This is a genomic window from Streptomyces sp. GQFP (genome assembly GCF_021545335.1).
GTDB lineage: Bacteria > Actinomycetota > Actinomycetes > Streptomycetales > Streptomycetaceae > Streptomyces.
The window spans coordinates 4,470,400-4,489,398 of the sequence record NZ_CP089312.1; the positions used below are offsets into that span (position 1 = coordinate 4,470,400).

Genomic DNA, 18,999 nt, shown 5'->3' on the forward strand with positions numbered 1-18,999 from the left:
CCCCACGGGCAACAGACACGCACCCTCACCAGCAACAAGCCCGCACCCTCACCGGCAACGGGCACACGTCCTCACCAGCAACAGGCACGGTCCCTCGCCGACACCGGCCCCGCCACAGCAGTCCGGCCTCAGCGGCGCCGCCCGCCCCGCCCCCGCCCCTCGTCCCGGCCATCGTCCTCGCGCGGCCCGAGCAGTTCGTCGGCCAGCGTCGGCAGATCGTCCAGCGGAGTCTCCTCGGCCCAGTCGGAACGCGGACGGCGACGCGGGGCCCCGTCGGCATCGACCTGGGGCAACTCCCGCGTACGGTCCTCACCGGCCCCGGACTGCCCGTCCGCCCGCTCGTCCCGGAAGAACCCGGGCGGCACCCGATCCGCGGGCCCACTGCCGCGCCGACCCGCACTGTCCTCCCGTACGGGAGGAAGCACCGCGGTCTCATCGGCCGCACCCGGCACCACAGGAGGCAGCACAGCCGTCTCGTCAGCGGCCCCCGAGGGAACCGGCGGCAACACCGCGGTCTCGTCCGCCGCACCCGGCACCACAGGAGGCAGCACAGCCGTCTCATCGGCGGCCCCCGGAGGAACCGGCCGCAGCACAGCCGTCTCGTCCGAAGCCCCAGAAGGCACCGGCGGCTTCTGCAGCTTGGCCGTCACCTCCGAATCAGAACCGCGAGACCGCCCGCCACCCGCGTCACCGGAACCCGACGCCGAATCCGAACCCGACCCCGAATCCGACCCCGAATCCCCAGCCACACCCTTGCCCGCACCGGCACTCGTACCCGAAGCCCCACCCGAACCCGAACCCGAACCCGCACCCACAGAACCCGAAGCAGCCTCCTCAGCCTCAGCCTCAGCCGCCGCCGAAGCAGCCGCGGCAGCAGCAGCCGAAGCCGCCGCCTCCGCAGCCTGCCTCCGCTCAGCCTCCGCCCGGACCAGCGCCTCCTCGGCCTTCCGCTGCTTCTCCAGCCGCCGTTCCTCCGCCTCCGCGCGGAGCCTCGCCTCGTCCTCGGCCTGCTTGCGCCGGCGGTCCTCGTCGGCCTTGCGGCGGGCCTCGGCCTCGGCGCGGGCCTTCTCCTCCGCCAGCAGCCGCGCCCGCTCCTCCTCGGCGCGGCGGCGCGCGTCCTCGGCCCGCTGCCGGGCCTCCTCCGCCTGGCGTTCGGCCTCGCGGCGCTGCGCCTCCTCCAGCTCGCGGCGCTTGCGCTCCTCCTCCTCGGCGCGCAGCCGGGCCAGCGTCTCCTGACGCTCGCGCTCGATGCGCTCCTCCTCGGCCTTGCGCGCGGCCTCTTCCTCCGCCTTGCGCCTGGCCTCCTCCTCGGCTGCCTTGCGGGCCTCCTCCTGAGCCTTCACCTCGGCCTCGGAGAGGGGCAGCATCAGGTCGAGCCGGTGCCGGACGACCGTCGTGACCGCTTCGGGCTCCTGGCCGGCGTCCACGACCAGATAGCGGCCCGGGTCGGCGGCGGCCAGCGTGAGGAAACCGGACCGTACGCGCTCGTGGAACTCGGCCGGCTCCGACTCCAGCCGGTCCGGTGCCTCGGTGAACCGCTCCCGCGCGGCCTCCGGGGAGACGTCCAGCAGGACGGTCAGATGCGGCACCAGTCCGTCGGTCGCCCAGCGCGAGATCCGCGCGATCTCCGTCGGGGAGAGGTCCCGGCCTGCGCCCTGGTAAGCCACCGACGAGTCGATGTACCGGTCGGAGATGACGACCGCGCCCCGCTCCAGAGCGGGCCGTACGACCGTGTCGACGTGCTCCGCGCGGTCCGCCGCGTACAGCAGCGCCTCCGCGCGGTGCGACAGTCCGGCACTCGACACGTCCAGCAATATCGAACGCAACCGCTTGCCCACCGGGGTCGCCCCGGGCTCGCGCGTGACCACGACCTCGTGGCCCTTGGCCCTTATCCACTCGGCGAGCGCCCTCGCCTGCGTGGACTTGCCGGCCCCGTCCCCGCCCTCCAGGGCGATGAAGAAACCGTTCGAAGCGGGCGCCTGTACGGGGTCGTCGCCACCGCGCACCGCGTCCCGCAGGTCGTGCCGCAGCGGTACGCCGGACCGGTCGTCGACCTTGGCGAGGACCAGCGCGGCCACCGGCAGCAGCAGTGCGCCCACCAGCATCAGCGTGAACGCCGCGCCGCCGTGCGCGAACACGAACTTGCCGCTCTCCAGTCGGTGCGGGCCGATGAGCGCGGCCACCAGGGGCGCGATCAGCGCGGCCAGCGCCACGGACACCCGTACGACCGCGTGCAGATGCTCGGTCAGCCGTGTCCGCCGCTGGTCCTCGGTCTCCTGGTCGAGCAGCGTGTGCCCGGTGTTGGCGGCAACGCCCGCGCCGATGCCCGCGAGGGCGACGATCAGCAGCACCGTCGTCACGTCCGGGACCAGCCCGGCGGCGAGCAGCGCGACCCCGGTGAAGGCGACGGCCAGCGCGAGCAGCCGGCGCCGCGACAGCGACACCAGCACCTTCGGTGCCGTACGGATGCCGAGGACCGTGCCACCGGTCAGCGCGAGGACGAGCAGCCCGTACGTCACCGGGCCGCCGCCCAGGTCCTTGGCGTGCAGCACGGCCACGGAGACGGCGGCCGCGACCGCGCCGGAGACGGCCGCGCAGGCCAGGACGAGCAGCGGGATCGCGCCCGTACGCCCGGTCTCGGCGACCGTGCCGGACTTGGGGCGGCGCAGGCCTTCGAGCGGTGACCGCGCGCGCGGGGTGCGTGCGTCGGGGAGTTCGAGGGCGGTGAGCACGGACAGCGAGGCCGCGAACAGCCCGGCCGCGACGTACGACCCGAAGGCCCCCTGGTGGCGGCCGAACCAGTCGATGCCGGTGCCCAGCAGGTTGTTGACCAGCCCGGCGGCGACGAGCGCGGCGCCCGCGAGAGGCAGCGTGACGAAGGTCGTACGCAGGGACAGGCGCCGCAGGGCGTCCATGTGGTCCGGCAGCGGGCGGACCGTCGCCCCCTCCGGGGGAGGCGTGGGCAGCAGCGCGGGCGCCGCGCTCTCCCGGCACACCGTCCAGAAGCGCTCGGCGACGCCGCTCACGAAGGCGGTGACCAGGAGGACGGCCAGGGCGTTCTCCGGCGTCCAGTCGATCCACAGGGGCGCGATGATCAGCAGGACGGCGCGCAGTCCGTCGGCGCCGACCATGGTCCAGCGGCGGTCGAGCGGGCCCTCCTGAGAGGTGAGCGACGTGAGCGGGCCGAGCAGGACCGCGCCGAAGAGCAGTGTGGCCAGAATCCGCGCCCCGAAGACGGCGGTCACGGCGAGCGCCACGCCCCGGTAGCCGCCGCCGAACGAGCCCTGGGCGATGGCCGCCTGGAGGGCGAGCACCACGAGGACCAGCAGTGCGAGCGCGTCACCGACGCCGCCCACCAGCTGGGCGCTCCACAGCCGCTTCAGCTGGGGCTGGCGCAGCAGGGCGCGGACGGCGCGTTCGCGAGAGTCCGCGACCAACGCGTCGTCGGGGGCCTTGTGGATGGCCGTTGGCTGCTCTGCTGGCGTCATGCTTTCAGCCTATCGGCAGCCACCGACAGCCCGACGTTGCCGTCCGTACGCGCGACCGCCCCGACACCTGATGGTGTCGGGGCAGTTATTTAACGGAGCTCGCGCGCAGACGAAGTGAAGATCACTCACTCCTCGCCTGTGCCACCCGTGACCCTCGAACTCGAAGCGGTCGCCTTCTTGGCCGGAGCCTTCTTGGCGGCCGTCTTCTTCGCGGTGGTCGTCTTGGCCGCCGTCGTCTTCTTGGCGGCGGCCGTCTTCGTCGTGGCCGCCTTCTTGGCGGGGGCCTTCTTCGCCGGCGCCTTCTTCGCGGTCTTCTTGGCGGGGGACTTGGCACGCTTCTCGGCGAGCAGCTCGTAGCCGCGCTCCGGCGTGATGTCCTCGACGCTGTCGCCGGAGCGCAGGGTCGCGTTGCTCTCCCCGTCGGTGACGTACGGCCCGAAGCGACCGTCCTTGACGACGACCGGCTTTCCGCTGACCGGGTCCGTGCCCAGCTCCTTCAGCGGCGGCTTGGCGGCGGCCCGGCCGCGCTGCTTGGGCTGGGAGTAGATCTCCAGCGCCTCTTCGAGGGTGATCGTGAAGAGCTGGTCCTCGGTCTGCAGGGACCGCGAGTCCGTGCCCTTCTTCAGGTACGGGCCGTAGCGGCCGTTCTGCGCGGTGATCTCCACGCCTTCGGCGTCCTTGCCGACGACCCGGGGCAGGGACATCAGCTTGAGCGCGTCGGCCAGGGTCACCGTGTCCAGGGTCATCGACTTGAACAGCGAGGCCGTACGCGGCTTGACGGCGTTCTTGCCGGTCTTCGGGGTGCCCTCGGGGAGCACCTCGGTGACGTACGGGCCGTAGCGGCCGTCCCTGGCGATGATCTGGTGGCCGGACTCGGGGTCGGCGCCCAGCTCGAAGTCGCCGCTCGGCTTGGCGAGCAGCTCCTCCGACAGCTCAATCGACAGCTCGTCGGGAGCGAGGTCCTCGGGGACGTCCGCGCGCTGGTGGTTCTCGGAGTCCTTCTCGCCGCGCTCGATGTACGGGCCGTAGCGCCCGACGCGCAGCACGATGTCGTTGCCCACCGGGAACGACGACACCTCGCGGGCGTCGATCGCGCCCAGGTCGGTCACCAGCTCCTTGAGACCGCCGAGGTGGTCCCCGTCGCCGTTGCCCGCCTCGGCCGCGCCGCCGACGGCGGGAACGCCCTTGGCGCCCTCACCGAAGTAGAAGCGCTTGAGCCACGGCACGGACTGGGCCTCGCCGCGGGCGATGCGGTCGAGGTCGTCCTCCATGCGGGCGGTGAAGTCGTAGTCGACGAGCCGCCCGAAGTGCTTCTCCAAGAGATTGACCACGGCGAAGGACAGGAAGGACGGCACGAGGGCCGTGCCCTTCTTGAAGACGTAGCCGCGGTCGAGGATCGTGCCGATGATCGACGCGTACGTCGACGGGCGGCCGATCTCGCGCTCTTCCAGCTCCTTGACCAGCGACGCCTCGGTGTAGCGGGCCGGGGGCTTGGTGGCGTGCCCGTCGACCGTGAGCTCCTCGGCGGACAGGGCGTCGCCCTCGTTCACCTGGGGAAGCCGCTTCTCGCGGTCGTCCAGCTCGGCGTTGGGGTCGTCGGCGCCTTCGACGTACGCCTTCAGGAAGCCGTGGAAGGTGATCGTCTTGCCGGAGGCGCTGAACTCGGCGTCCCGGCCGTCGGCGGCGGTGCCGGCGATCTTGACGGTGACCGAGTTGCCGACCGCGTCCTTCATCTGGGAGGCAACCGTGCGCTTCCAGATCAGCTCGTAGAGCCGGAACTGGTCGCCGGTCAGGCCGGTCTCGGCAGGCGTGCGGAAACGATCACCCGACGGGCGGATCGCCTCGTGCGCCTCCTGCGCGTTCTTGACCTTCCCGGCGTACGTCCGCGGGGACGAGGGCAGGTAGTCGGCGCCGTAGAGCTGGGTGACCTGGGCACGGGCGGCGGTGATCGCCGTGTCCGACAGGGTCGTGGAGTCCGTACGCATATAGGTGATGAAGCCGTTCTCGTACAGCTTCTGCGCCACCTGCATGGTCGCCTTCGCGCCGAAGCCGAGCTTGCGGCTGGCCTCCTGCTGGAGCGTCGTCGTACGGAACGGGGCGTACGGCGAGCGGCGGTACGGCTTCGACTCGACCGAGCGGACGGCGAAGCTGGTGTTCTCCAGGGCGGCGGCGAGGGCGCGGGCGTTCGCCTCGTCGAGGTGGAGGGTGTTCGCGCTCTTGAGTTGTCCCAGGGAGTCGAAGTCGCGGCCCTGCGCGACCCGCCTGCCGTCGACGGTCGTGAGGCGGGCGACCAGCGACGACGGGTCCGACGAGTCCCCCGCGCGGCCGGTCGCGAAGGTCCCCGTCAGGTCCCAGTACTCAGCAGAACGGAAAGCGATGCGCTCGCGTTCCCGTTCCACCACAAGTCGTGTGGCGACCGACTGGACACGGCCCGCCGACAGTTTCGGCATGACCTTCTTCCAGAGGACCGGCGAGACCTCGTAGCCGTAGAGGCGGTCGAGGATGCGGCGGGTCTCCTGGGCGTCGACCAGCTTCTGGTTCAGCTCGCGCGGGTTGGCGACGGCGGCCTGGATCGCGGCCTTGGTGATCTCGTGGAAGACCATCCGCTTGACCGGGACCTTGGGCTTCAGGACTTCCTGGAGGTGCCACGCGATGGCCTCGCCCTCGCGGTCCTCATCGGTGGCGAGGAAGAGTTCGTCGGAGTCCTTCAGCAGGTCCTTGAGCTTCTTGACCTGGGCCCGCTTGTCCGCGTTGACCACATAGATCGGCTGGAAGTCGTGTTCGACGTCCACACCGAGGCGGCGCACCTCGCCGGTGTACTGCTCGGGCACCTCGGCGGCGCCGTTGGGGAGGTCGCGGATGTGCCCGACGCTCGCTTCGACGACGTATCCGGGGCCGAGATAGCCCTTGATCGTCTTCGCCTTGGCAGGCGACTCGACGATGACGAGTCGGCGGCCGCCGTGTGCGGTCTCGCTGGTCGGGGACAACTTCGCTCTTCTCTCCGGTCGACACTGGGGTCTCCCCCGGCTGCCGTGCTCCCGGGGTCGGGTCATGCTGACGCTGCGGAGTGTGACGGTACATCCCGCCCCCGTGTCAAACGGGAAAAGCCCGCAACGGCCACTCGAACGGTAACCCGACTACCGCCATTCCTGCCGCCCGGAGTGTCGACCTGCCCCTTCGCGCCTATCCGGAGGGTGACCTCCCAGTTACCGGCGAACCCTCCGCCGTATGTGCCGCCCGGCCGTCTCTCCCGCACCTCACACCCGGGTGAAGCACCATGCGCCGACCGCGAGGGCGACCAACGCGGCGACGCTCGCGAGGGCCGCAGATGCGACGGGGTTCACACCGAGGGCGACGGGCGCCCGGTTCCGTACCCGGGCCGCGGTCCACACCAGCAGCCCGCCCCCGAACAGGGCGAACACCACTCCCACGAAGATCGCCGATCCGCTCTCCATACCCCTGCCCGCCCCTTTTCCTCCGCCCGGGAGTCCCCGGCCCCGGGAGGCTGGCACGTCCGGGAAGCGTCCGCACGAACCCGAGGTGAACGCCGGACGGACGACGGCCCCGCGCCCCTGTGAGTACCCGCGGAGGACGCCCTGAGCACCCGCGCGAACGGCCCGGCCGACCACGGTCCGTCGCGACTCGACCCCCGCGAATCTCACAGCCGAGTACGCGCGGCCCGCCCCGGCCCGGCCGCCCAACTCGGCGCGAATATGCCGCCCGGCCCCGGCCACCCGCACGCTCGGCACGACGGTCACGAGCGAGGGCTACGACGGCACAGGCGCCGCAACCGGCCCCCCAGCACCACCCGCGCGCTGCCCCGCGCCTCACGCGCCGCCCCTGTACCTCCCACCTCCGTACGGCGGACGAGTACACGACCTGCCGTACCGAACCCGGCCGCGGCACCCCCCTCCACTATGGTCGTCATGCCGTAGCCGACAGCCCCACCACGGCGGGACCGGCCGTGCTCATCCGCCCGCCGGTTCCAGGAACCCCAGCTCCACCAGCAGCCGGATCTGCGCGGGCGTCCGGTCCCGCAGCGACACCGGGTCCTCGCCGACCAGCTGGGCGATGGCGTCCAGAATCCGTCCCGCGCTCAGCGTGCCGTCGCACACGCCCGCGAAGCCCGCGCCGACCGTGTCCACCTTGGTGGCCCGGCACATCCCGCGGTGCTGGCGCAGCACCACGTGCTCCGGGTCCTCGGCGCCGGGCAGCCCGACCTGCTCCTGCACGACCTCGCTCCCCAGTCTGAAGTGCGCGGCGAGCAGCGCGGCGTCGTCGTGCGCGCGCAGGTAGTCCACGCGCTCGAAGTGCGCCCGGACCGTGTCCCCGAGCGGCTGTTCGACGGGGTGCGGCCACTCCTCCACGGTGATCGAGGGCTCGGCGGCCCCCGTCTTCCGCAGCGTGATCCAGCCGAACCCGACCGACTTCACCTTGCGCGCCTCGAACTCGTCCAGCCACGCGTCGTACCGCGCCCGGTACTCCGCCGGGTCCGAGCGGTGGTCCCCGGCGTCGCGCAGCCACAGCTCGGCGTACTGCGTGACGTCCTGCACCTCGCGCTGCACGATCCAGGCATCGCACCCGCGCGGCACCCAGGAGCGCAGTCTGTCCTGCCAGTCCTCCCCTTCCACGTGCTGCCAGTTGGCGAGGAACTGTGCGAACCCGCCCTCGCGCAGCCGCTCCCCCGCCTCCTGAACGAGCGTGCGGCACAGATCGTCCCCGCCCATCCCGCCGTCCCGGTAGGTGAGCCGCGCACCCGGCGAGATCACGAACGGCGGGTTGGAGACGATCAGGTCGTACGTCTCGTCCTCCCGGACCGGCTCGAAGAGCGAGCCCTCGCGCAGATCGGCCGCCGGGGCGCCGGACAGGGCGAGCGTCAGCGCGGTGATGTGCAGGGCGCGGGGGTTGAGGTCGGTCGCCGTCACGCGCGTGGCGTGCTGGGCGGCGTGCAGCGCCTGGATCCCGGAGCCGGTGCCGAGGTCGAGCGCGGCGGCGACCGGCGTACGGACGGTGATGCCGGCGAGGGTCGTTGAGGCACCGCCCACGCCGAGTACGACACCCTCGTCCCGGCTGCCGATGCCACCGGCCCCGCCGACCGCGCACCCCAGGTCGGACACGATGAACCAGTCCTCGCCGTCCGGCCCGCTGTACGGCCGTACATCGACGGCGGCGGCCACCTCGCCACCGCCCCCGGAGTCCCCGGGGACGAGCCACCCGCTCGCCACACAGTCGTCCACGGGCAGCACGCCCGCCACGCGCGCGTGGGGCACGGGTTGCTGCAACAGGAAGAGCCGTACGAGCAGTTCCAGCGGCGTGTCGCCACGGGTGGCCCGAAGCGCGGGCACGGTCTCGCTGCGCGCCAGGGCGGCGTACGCGGGCGCGCCGAGCAGGTCGAGCAGCCCGTCGGCGGTGAAGTCGGCGGCCAGAAGGGCGTCCCGGAGGCGCTGGGTGACGTCGGGGTGGTCGGCGGAGGGCAGGGCGTGCAGGCTGGCGTTACTCACGCCTCCCATTGTGTCCGCCCCGCCGCTCCGCCGCGCACGCCTGTGGACAGACGCGCGCGGACACCTCGTACGCCTGTGGAAAACTCCCGCAGAGGTCAGCTGGCGGCCGAGGAGGCCGACGGGGACGCGGTCGTCGACTTGCAGCTCTCCTGCTTGGCCATCGCCTTGCCGACGTCGCCCTCCTCCAGGGCCTTCAGAGCGTCGTTGCCGCTCTGGCTGAGCTTGTCCAGCTGGGTGGCGACGCCCTTGAGGCCGTCGGCGAACTTCGCCTGGTCCTTGATGTCGAGTTCGTCGACCTGCTTCTTGAGGCCCGCGTAGGAGGCCGAGATGTCGTTGAGCTCCTTGACGGCGTTCGTCTTCTTCGTCTCGCCGTCGTCGACGTTGGGCGCGCCCGCCGTGTTCACGGCCGTACCGATCGCCTTGTAGGCGTCGGCCATGTCCTGGAAGGCCTGTGCGTCGGTCTTCTGGACGGCCTCGGGGGTGCTGTTGTCCGAGGTCTCCTTCTGGATCGCGGCGTTGGCGGCCTCGATCTTCTGCGCCTGCGGTTTCACCGCGTCGCACACCTGCTTGGCCCAGGCATCCAGCTTCTCGTTGCCGTCGTCGCTGCTGCATCCCGACAGCGCCAGTACCAGTACCGCACCGCCGGACAGTGCGACCGCGAGCTTCTTGTTCACCGGATTGGTCCCTTCCATGGCTCTCGGCCCCGGAACATACACGCCAACTGGGCGACATCAGCGTGACGGACATCCGCTTGATGTGTTATTGCCACCATTTGCACCAAGAGAGATAAGGCTCACGGAAATCGTCGGCAACCCATGCCAAGCGGGCGGACGACGCGTCAAAACGCGCCGTCCGCCCGCTTGTTGGCCGATTCCTGACCGGCTGCGCTACGAAACCACCGCGGGATCAGCCGACTTGGCCACCCGCTGCGCCTCCTCCTCGTCGTCCCCGGCGACCCCGCGCCGCTTCGACACGTACACCGCGCCCACGATCACCGCGATCGACAGGACCGCGATGACGATGCGCAGGGCGAGGTTCTGGTCGTCGCCGTAGCTGAACTTGACGATCGCGGGCGCGATGAGCAGCGCGACCAGGTTCATCACCTTCAGCAGCGGGTTGATGGCCGGACCCGCGGTGTCCTTGAACGGGTCGCCGACCGTGTCGCCGATGACGGTCGCCGCATGGGCCTCGCTGCCCTTGCCGCCGTGATGACCGTCCTCCACGAGTTTCTTCGCGTTGTCCCACGCGCCACCGGAGTTGGCGAGGAACACCGCCATCAGCGTGCCGGCGCCGATCGCGCCCGCGAGAAACGCGCCGAGCGCGCCGACTCCGAGCGTGAACCCGATCGCGATGGGCGCCAGGACGGCCAGCAGCCCGGGCGTGGCGAGTTCCCGGAGCGCGTCCTTCGTACAGATGTCGACGACGCGTCCGTACTCCGGTTTCTCGGTGTAGTTCATGATCCCGGGGTGTTCGCGGAACTGCCGCCGCACCTCGTAGACGACCGAACCCGCCGACCGCGAGACCGCGTTGATCGCCAGCCCGGAGAACAGGAAGACGACCGCCGCGCCGGCGATCAGACCGACCAGGTTGTTGGGCTGCGAGATGTCCATCACGAGGTTCATCGGCCCGCCCTCGCCGACCTTCTCGCCGACCTCCCGCGCCGCGGTCGTGATCGCGTCGCGGTACGACCCGAAGAGCGCCGACGCGGCCAGGACGGCCGTGGCGATGGCGATGCCCTTGGTGATGGCCTTGGTGGTGTTGCCGACGGCGTCCAGGTCGGTGAGGACCTGCGCGCCCGCGCCCTGAACGTCGCCGGACATCTCGGCGATGCCCTGCGCGTTGTCGGAGACCGGCCCGAAGGTGTCCATGGCCACGATCACACCGACCGTGGTGAGCAGGCCGGTGCCGGCCAGTGCCACCGCGAACAGCGCCAGCATGATGGACGTACCGCCGAGCAGGAACGCCCCGTACACGCCGAGGCCGATCAACAGGGCGGTGTAGACGGCCGATTCGAGCCCGATGGAGATACCGGCGAGGACAACGGTGGCCGCGCCGGTGAGGGAGCTCTTGCCGATGTCCCGTACGGGACGGCGGGTCGTCTCGGTGAAGTAGCCGGTCAGTTGCTGGATCAGGGCCGCCAGCACGATGCCGATGGCCACCGCGAGGAGCGCGAGGATCCGCGGATCGCCGTCCTTGGCGGCGATGGCGGCGTCGGTGATCCCGTCGAGTTCGGCGTACGTCGACGGCAGGTAGACGTAGACGGCGATCGCGACGAGCGCGAGCGAGATCACCGCGGAGATGAAGAAGCCGCGGTTGATCGCGGTCATGCCGCTGCGGTCGGACCGCTTCGGCGCCACCGCGAAGATGCCGACCATCGCCGTGAGGACGCCGATCGCGGGCACCAGGAGCGGGAAGGCGAGCCCGGCGTCGCCGAAGGCGGCCTTGCCGAGGATCAGCGCGGCGACGAGCGTCACGGCGTACGACTCGAACAGGTCGGCCGCCATGCCCGCGCAGTCGCCGACGTTGTCGCCCACGTTGTCGGCGATGGTCGCGGCGTTGCGCGGGTCGTCCTCCGGGATGCCCTGCTCGACCTTGCCGACCAGGTCGGCGCCGACGTCGGCGGCCTTGGTGAAGATGCCGCCGCCGACCCTCATGAACATGGCGATGAGGGCGGCGCCGAGGCCGAAGCCTTCGAGCACCTTCGGCGCGTCGGCCGCGTACACCAGCACCACGCAGGAGGCGCCCAGCAGGCCGAGGCCCACCGTGAACATGCCGACGACACCGCCCGTACGGAAAGCGATCTTCATCGCTTTGTGGGAGACCTCGGTGAGATCCTTTTCCGGCTCGCCTTCCGCCGGAGTCGCTTCCCGCGCCGCGGCCGCCACGCGCACATTGCTGCGCACGGCGAGCCACATGCCGATATAGCCGGTGGCCGCGGAGAACGCGGCGCCGATCAAGAAGAACAGCGACCGTCCGGCGCGCTGATTCCAGTCGTCGGCGGGCAGCAGCATCAGCAGGAAGAAGACGATCACGGCGAATACGCCGAGCGTGCGCAACTGCCGTGCCAGATAGGCGTTCGCGCCTTCCTGGATCGCCTTCGCGATCTCCTTCATGCTGTCGGTGCCCTCGCCCGCCGCGAGCACCTGGCGCACCAGCACCCCGGCGACCACGAGCGCCGCCAGGGCTACGACCCCGATGACCATCACGAGCAGACGGTTGTCGTCGGTCAGTACTGCGGCTGCGAAGGTTGTGGGTTGATCGAACCGATGAGGGGTAGAAAGCCCCGCCATTCGTCCTCCTTGACGCTTGGGCTGAGCTCAAGATGTGGACGGATTGTAGGTACCGGAAGCTGATCAAAACAGTACGCGGAAACGGAATAGATCGCCCCATGCTATTCAGCAAATGATCGACAGAAGATCCATTGACCCACATGGCGTAATGCCGCAGACGCATTCACGCGTGATCGAATTCGTGATCGAATTATCGCGCGACTGATCGTGAATAGCTTCACGAAGGGATCGTGAATGGCTTCACTAATTCCGGAACCGGCCCACAAAAACGCCAAGGGCCCTGCTCAGCAGGGCCCTTGAGGCTGTACGGGGTTGAGGTCGGCGTCGAATATCAGGGGAGGAGCGTGACCGGCGGCGTGGTTGGCCAGCTCATGCGGATAGATCCGCCGTTCTCCCCCGCGGTGACCTCGACGTCGTCGACGAGGCCGCTGATGACCGCGAGGCCCATCTCGTCCTCCTCGGCATCGACGTCCGCGTCGCCGCCGGCACCCGGAGCGTTGTCGCCGGGAGCCGATCGGGGCGCTTCGTCGCCGACCTCGATGGAGAACTGCTTCTCCTCCTCGATCAGCGTCACCCGCACCGGGTCGGGGATGCCACTGCTCTGGTGCAGTCCGACGGCACGCGAACAGGCCTCGCCGACGGCGAGTCGCACCTCGTCGAGTACGGCCTCGTCCACTCCGGCCCTGCGCGCCACCGCTGCCGCCACCAGTCGGGCGGTCCTGACGTGCTCGGGCAGCGCGCTGAAGCGGAGTTCAACGGTGGCCATGCATCCCCCTCGGAATACGGGCGTGCGGTCAGGGGGCCAGGTCGCCGAGACCCGGACCCCCCTCGTTAACTTCTTCCGTCACGGACGTGCGTACGGGTGGCCGCACACGCGTCCGGCAAACGGCCGTCAGTCGGTGGCCGCCACCGCTTCGTCGACCGAGGTGTGGATCGGGAACACCTTGGTGAGACCGGTGATGCGGAAGATCTTCAGAATGCGCTCCTGGTTGCAGACCAGGCGCAGCGAGCCTTCATGGGCACGCACACGCTTCAGGCCACCGACCAGCACGCCGAGCCCGGTGGAGTCGAGGAAGTCGACACCCTCCATGTCGACGACGAGGTGGAAACTCCCGTCGTTGACCAGCTCGACCAGCTGCTCACGCAGCTTGGGCGCGGTATAAACGTCGATTTCGCCACCGACCTCGACGACCGTACGATCGCCGACGGTACGGGTCGACAGGGACAGGTCCACGGATCCTCCAGCACCTTGCTATCGAGCGGTCATCCCAAGGGACACCTCGGCAGAGCCCCCGGGACGGTTCGCCAGCCGCGATGGCATTCAATCACTTACCGCAGGGCGTGCACGACGCCTTGGGCCCATTGTCCGTCACGCCAGTGACACACTCGATGCCGATGGCCAATATTCACCGATCCGAACGACCCTCGACTTTCGCCGCCTCGCGGCCGGATCCGGGCACGATCCTGGACCGGCTCGCCTCGGGGCCGAGCCGGGCTTCGCGCATCACTCATACGGAGCACTTGCCCCCACGTGCGGGCCGCCATGCCGTCTGGCCCGACCGGATTCGCGCCGAGGTCGTCGCGGCCGTCCAGGCCGCCGGTATCGAACACCCGTGGGCCCACCAGGCACTGGCCGCCGAGCACGCCCTGGACGGCGAGAACGTGATCGTCGCCACAGGCACCGCCTCGGGCAAGTCGCTCGCGTATCTCGTACCGGTCCTCTCGTGCCTCCTGGACGGCTCCGAGGCCCCCAACGGCCGCGGGGCGACCGCCCTGTACCTCGCTCCGACCAAGGCCCTCGCCGCCGACCAGCGGCGTTCCGTGAAGGAACTTTCACAACCTTTGGGAAACGCGGTGCGACCGGCCGTGTACGACGGCGACACCCCCTTCGAGGAACGCGAGTGGGTCCGCCAGTACGCGAACTACGTCCTGACCAACCCGGACATGCTGCACCGGGGGATACTCCCGTCCCACCCCCGCTGGTCCTCCTTCCTGAAGTCGCTGAAGTACGTCGTCATCGACGAATGCCACACCTACCGCGGTGTCTTCGGCTCCCACGTCGCCCAGGTCCTGCGCCGGCTGCGCCGCCTGTGCGCCCGCTACGGCGCCTCCCCCGTCTTCCTGCTCGCCTCCGCCACGGCCGCCGAACCGTCCGTCGCCGCCCGCCGCCTGACGGGCCTCCCGGTGGTCGAGATCGCCGACGACGCGTCACCGCGCGGTGAACTGGTGTTCGCCCTCTGGGAGCCCCCGCTCACCGAGCTGCACGGCGAGAAGGGCGCGCCCGTCCGCCGTACGGCCACCGCCGAGACCGCCGACCTGCTGACCGACCTCACCGTCCAGGGCGTGCGCTCGGTGGCCTTCGTACGCTCCCGGCGCGGCGCCGAGCTGATCGCGGTGATCGCCCAGGAACGCCTCGCCGAGGTCGACCGGTCCCTCGCCCGCCGCGTGGCCGCCTACCGCGGCGGCTACCTCCCCGAGGAGCGCAGAGCCCTCGAACAGGCGCTCCACTCCGGCGAACTGCTCGGCCTCGCCGCCACCACCGCCCTCGAACTCGGCATCGACGTCTCGGGGTTGGACGCCGTCGTCATCGCCGGCTACCCGGGCACCCGCGCCTCGCTGTGGCAGCAGGCGGGCCGCGCCGGACGTGCCGGACAGGGCGCGCTGGCGATCCTGGTCGCCCGCGACGACCCGCTGGACACGTTCCTCGTCCACCACCCGGAGGCCCTGTTCGACCAGCCGGTCGAGTCGACGGTCCTCGACCCGGACAACCCGTACGTGCTGGCACCCCACTTGTGCGCGGCGGCGGCCGAATCCCCCCTGACCGAGGAGGACCTGGAGCTGTTCGGCCCCGAAACGGCGGCCCTGCTCCCGCAGTTGGAGGCCGCGAAGCTGCTCCGCCGCCGCACGAAGGCCTGGCACTGGACCCGCCGCGAACGGGCCGCCGACCTGACCGACATCCGGGGCGGTGGCGGCAACCCGGTCCAGATCGTCGAGGAGGGCACGGGACGGCTGCTGGGCACAGTGGACGCGGGCGCCGCGCACACGGCCGTGCACGAGGGCGCGGTCCACCTCCACCAGGGCCGCACCTATCTCGTCCGCTCCCTCGACCTGAAGGACTCGGTCGCCCTGGTCGAGGAGGCGAGTCCGCCGTATTCGACGGTCGCCCGCGACACGACGTCCATCGCCGTCCTGGAGACGGACACCGAGATCCCGTGGGGCGACGGCCGCCTCTGCTACGGCTCCGTCGAGGTCACCAACCAGGTCGTCTCCTTCCTGCGCCGACGTGTCATGACCGGTGAAGTCATGGGCGAGACAAAGCTCGACCTCCCTCCGCGTACGCTGCGCACCCGCGCCGTGTGGTGGACGGTCACCGAGGACCAGCTCGACGCCGCCCGCATCAACCCGGAGATCCTCGGCGGCGCCCTGCACGCCGCCGAACACGCGTCGATCGGCATGCTGCCCCTCTTCGCGACCTGCGACCGCTGGGACATCGGCGGCGTCTCCGTCCCGCTCCACCCGGACACCCTCCTTCCCACGGTCTTCGTGTACGACGGCCATCCAGGGGGCGCGGGCTTCGCGGAGCGCGCCTTCCACACGGCCCGCTCCTGGCTGACGGCCACCCGCCAGGCCATCGCCTCCTGCGAGTGCGACGCCGGTTGCCCGTCCTGCGTCCAGTCCCCCAAGTGCGGCAACGGCAACGAGCCCTTGCACAAGCGGGGGGCGGTGCGGCTGCTGACGGTGCTGTTGCAGGGGGCACCGGACGAGAAGGCCCCGGAGGAGCCGGGCTAGGGCTTACCCGGCAGATGGGTCCAGGGCTTGCCCGTACGAGGCCGTCAGAGGCCGTCAGAGGCCGTACGGGCGCCGCCTCAGGCCGATCTCAGAGGCCCGGTGGACCCCAGCGGCCCTGGCGGCCCTGGTGGTCCTGGTGGCCCCGCCCTCGACCTGACCTCCGCCGAGAACAGCCCCTGCCCCGATATCACCGTCAGGTCCGACGTCTCGCCCACGATCGCGCACCGAACGAGCCGGGTGCCCTGTGCCGCAGCCACCCGGTCCGCCCGAGCACAGGCCTCCGAGACGCCCTCCGTCCAGTGGTCCGCCGCCGCGAGCGCCGCCATGTCCGCACCGGCGGCGGCCCGATGCCGGGCCACAGCGGCCTGCCCCATGGCGAGGACAACGCCGAACACCACGCAGAGGACGGCGATGGCACCGACGCTCCAGAGGGTCGCGGAGCCACGGTCGGAGTGGACCGGACGCCCGGAAACAGCCCTGGAGAGTCTGGCAAGCCGCCCGCCTCCCGGACGCCTCATGCGCCCACCCCCACCGTCTCCTCCGCCAACGCGACCGCCTCGTGCGCCACATCGACGGTCAGGCCACCGATCCCCGGCGGCTGCGCCACGACCTCCACGCGCACGAGGTCGCCCTCCCTGCTGACGGTGACCTCCGCCCCGCTCGGGGCGGCACCACGGGCCACGGCGGCGACCGCGTCGGGCGGGTCCTGCCGGGCGGCGGCCCGGGCACCGGCCCGGGCCGCGTCCACGCACTGGATCTGCGCGGCGGCGACGAACAGCGCCCAGACCAGGCCCATCGAGAACAGCACCAGCACGGGCAGCACCACAGCCGCCTCGGCGGTCACGAACCCCCGGTCCCGCCACCGCCCCACATCCCGCTCCGGGGCCCGGCGTTCACATCTTGGCATCGAGGGCCTTCTTCACGATGGCCTGCAACTCCGAGCTGACCTGCCCGCTCGTCACCACCTTGTAGAGCACCGCCGCGAACGCCACCGATGCGATGATGCCTACGGCATATTCTGACGTGACCATTCCGGCGTCCCTGCGTGCCCCAAGCGCCGCACGCGCCCTGAACGCCAGCGCCCACACCCGTTCCCGTACCACTGCGAACATCTCAACTCCCGTAAGTGTCAGTTCCGTTGATGACCTGATGTTGTTGACCTGCTACAGGTGACCTGCTGTTGATGACCTGCTCCTGATCTCGCACCCCTCCCGTCACCCACCACCCCCGCCCAGCAACCCGTCCGCCAGCCCGATCACCACGGGCAGGACGCCGACCGCGATGAACGCGGGCAGGAAGCACAGCCCCACCGGCGCGGTGACCATGACGGCCGCCCGTCGGGCCCGTTCCGTCGCCGCGCGTCCCCAGCCGGCGCGGGTGTCGGCGGCGATGCGTGCGACGGGAGCCGCCGCGGCAACGCCCGACTCGTCGGCCCGCTCCAGCAGCCTCGCCAGGGGTCCGGCGCCCGGTATCGACGCCAACCTCCGCCAGGCTTCGGCCGGTTCGCCGCCGAGCCGTACCTCCGCCGCGCCCCGCGCCAGCCGCTCCCCGACCGGTCCCGCCAGCGCCTCGCCCACCGCCTGGGCCGCGATCACCGGACCGGCGCCGGCCGCGATACAGGCCGCCAGCAGATCGGCGGCAAGCGGGAGTTGCCGGGCCGCCTCGGCCGCGTCGACCTCCTCCGCCGCAGCGCCACCGGCCGCTTGTCGCAGTCGCCACCGCCACAGCCCGAACCCGGCGACCAGTCCCACCGCGACACCGGCCCCGCCGCCGACCAGCACCCACCCGGCGCTCACCGCGCCCGCCACGGGCAGCCACCGCCGTACGGCGTCCCGCGCCTCGAACCGCCGCCCCGCCAGGCCCCGTTCCCGCTCCAGTTCCCGTGCCAGCAGCCTGGCCAGCCGCCGGCGCACACGCCGTTCACGCCGTACCGTCTCGATCCACCGCAGCAGCCACCCCAGGGTCAGCGCGACCCCCAGCACCACCCCCAGCCTGTGGAAAACTTCCGCGCTCACGCCAACTCCCTTCGCCGGCCCCGGTCGACGGCCGTGCCGCGACGGCCTCCGTCACGCACTCCCCCGGCCCTCATGCCGCCTCCGCTCCCCGCACGATCCGCTGCACCCACCACAGACCCACGCCCTCCAGCACCCCGCCGACCAGCAGGCAGCCCAGTCCGGCACCGGTGTGGAGCAGCACGTGCAGGGGGTCGGCGCCCAGTGCCGTGCCCAGGAAAAGGCCCAGCACGGGCAGGCCCGCGAGCATCACCGCCGTCGAGCGGGCGCCCGCCAACTGGGCACGCAGGTCAGCGCGTTGGTCCCGGTCGGCGCGCAGGGCCCCTTCGAGGCGGTCCAGTCCCGCCGCCAGTCCGGCGCCCTGGTCCACGGCCACCCGCCAGCACGCCGCGAGGCCCAACAGCCCCTCCGCGCCCGATTGTCGGGCCGCCGCGGCCAGGGCCCCGGGGACGTCCCCGCCGAACCGGGCCGCCGCCAGCACCGACGCCTGCGCCTCGCCGAGCCCGCCGGAATCCCGCGCCGCACGCAGCAGCGCCTCCCCCGGCTGCCGCCCGGCGCGCACCTCACCGGCGAGCGATCCGCACAGCGCGATCACCTCGTCACCCCGCCGCTCCCGCGCCCGACGCACCTCACCGGCCAGCCTGACCCGGCGCAGCAGCGGCACTCCGGCCGCGCCCACCAAGGCCGGCACCACGGAGGCGCCCAGCAGCGCCACCACAAGGCCAACGGCCACCGACCACCACTCGGCCCGCAACCACCCGCGCAGCCGCCGCAGTTCACCGGCTGCCCGCTCCCACGGAGGCGGACCGGTCCCCGCCGCCCCGCCCCCAGAGAGCAGCAACTCCGCCCGCCGCGCCCCCGGATACCGCCCGCCCAGCAGCCAGCAGACCGCCCCGGCACACACCACGGCCGCCCCCAT

General features: G+C 71.5%; 14 protein-coding genes. 1 reads left to right on the forward strand and 13 read right to left on the reverse strand.

The genetic code is table 11. From position 1 onward, the window contains the following. Window positions 1-128: 128 nt before the first annotated feature. The 8 genes from tmk to bldG form a co-directional block, all read right to left on the reverse strand. A complete protein-coding gene (tmk, locus tag LUX31_RS19685) occupies window positions 129-3,488 on the reverse strand; it encodes a dTMP kinase (protein WP_235476096.1) in 3,360 nt (1,119 codons plus the stop codon). 125 nt (window positions 3,489-3,613) lie between these two features. Next, window positions 3,614-6,475, reverse strand: coding sequence for a type I DNA topoisomerase (gene topA / locus LUX31_RS19690; protein WP_235476097.1), 2,862 nt, complete (start codon window positions 6,473-6,475; stop codon window positions 3,614-3,616). 270 nt (window positions 6,476-6,745) lie between these two features. After that, a complete protein-coding gene (locus LUX31_RS19695) occupies window positions 6,746-6,943 on the reverse strand; it encodes a hypothetical protein (protein WP_235476098.1) in 198 nt (65 codons plus the stop codon). A 513-nt stretch (window positions 6,944-7,456) separates the two neighbouring features. Further along, window positions 7,457-8,998: a DUF7059 domain-containing protein gene (locus LUX31_RS19700; protein WP_235476099.1), complete on the reverse strand. Its 1,542-nt coding sequence runs from the start codon at window positions 8,996-8,998 to the stop codon at window positions 7,457-7,459. Between the two features lie 86 nt (window positions 8,999-9,084). Beyond that, window positions 9,085-9,681, reverse strand: coding sequence for a small secreted protein (locus tag LUX31_RS19705; RefSeq protein ID WP_235476100.1), 597 nt, complete (start codon window positions 9,679-9,681; stop codon window positions 9,085-9,087). 195 nt (window positions 9,682-9,876) lie between these two features. Then, entirely contained in the window at window positions 9,877-12,279 is a 2,403-nt protein-coding gene (locus LUX31_RS19710) for a sodium-translocating pyrophosphatase (RefSeq protein WP_235476101.1), read from the reverse strand. A gap of 331 nt (window positions 12,280-12,610) precedes the next feature. Then, a complete protein-coding gene (locus tag LUX31_RS19715) occupies window positions 12,611-13,045 on the reverse strand; it encodes an ATP-binding protein (protein ID WP_235476102.1) in 435 nt (144 codons plus the stop codon). A 126-nt stretch (window positions 13,046-13,171) separates the two neighbouring features. Next, window positions 13,172-13,513: an anti-sigma factor antagonist BldG gene (bldG, locus tag LUX31_RS19720; protein WP_005475923.1), complete on the reverse strand. Its 342-nt coding sequence runs from the start codon at window positions 13,511-13,513 to the stop codon at window positions 13,172-13,174. An 80-nt stretch (window positions 13,514-13,593) separates the two neighbouring features. Here bldG and LUX31_RS19725 point away from each other — a divergent pair, with 80 nt between their 5' ends. Then, window positions 13,594-16,068, forward strand: coding sequence for a DEAD/DEAH box helicase (locus tag LUX31_RS19725; RefSeq protein WP_235476103.1), 2,475 nt, complete (start codon window positions 13,594-13,596; stop codon window positions 16,066-16,068). Between the two features lie 77 nt (window positions 16,069-16,145). Here LUX31_RS19725 and LUX31_RS19730 read toward each other — a convergent pair whose 3' ends face one another. The 5 genes from LUX31_RS19730 to LUX31_RS19750 form a co-directional block, all read right to left on the reverse strand. Next, complete coding sequence (locus LUX31_RS19730) at window positions 16,146-16,586, reverse strand: Rv3654c family TadE-like protein (protein ID WP_235476104.1); 441 nt, start codon at window positions 16,584-16,586, stop codon at window positions 16,146-16,148. Continuing rightward, window positions 16,583-16,975: a TadE family type IV pilus minor pilin gene (locus LUX31_RS19735; RefSeq protein WP_235476105.1), complete on the reverse strand. Its 393-nt coding sequence runs from the start codon at window positions 16,973-16,975 to the stop codon at window positions 16,583-16,585. Before LUX31_RS19735 ends, LUX31_RS19730 begins: the two co-directional genes overlap by 4 nt. After that, on the reverse strand, window positions 16,962-17,180 hold the full coding sequence (locus tag LUX31_RS19740; protein WP_235476106.1) for a DUF4244 domain-containing protein: 219 nt from the start codon (window positions 17,178-17,180) through the stop codon (window positions 16,962-16,964). Before LUX31_RS19740 ends, LUX31_RS19735 begins: the two co-directional genes overlap by 14 nt. Window positions 17,181-17,282: 102 nt before the next feature. Beyond that, window positions 17,283-18,083, reverse strand: coding sequence for a type II secretion system F family protein (locus LUX31_RS19745; protein WP_235476107.1), 801 nt, complete (start codon window positions 18,081-18,083; stop codon window positions 17,283-17,285). 70 nt (window positions 18,084-18,153) lie between these two features. Continuing rightward, window positions 18,154-18,999: a type II secretion system F family protein gene (locus LUX31_RS19750; protein WP_235479983.1), complete on the reverse strand. Its 846-nt coding sequence runs from the start codon at window positions 18,997-18,999 to the stop codon at window positions 18,154-18,156.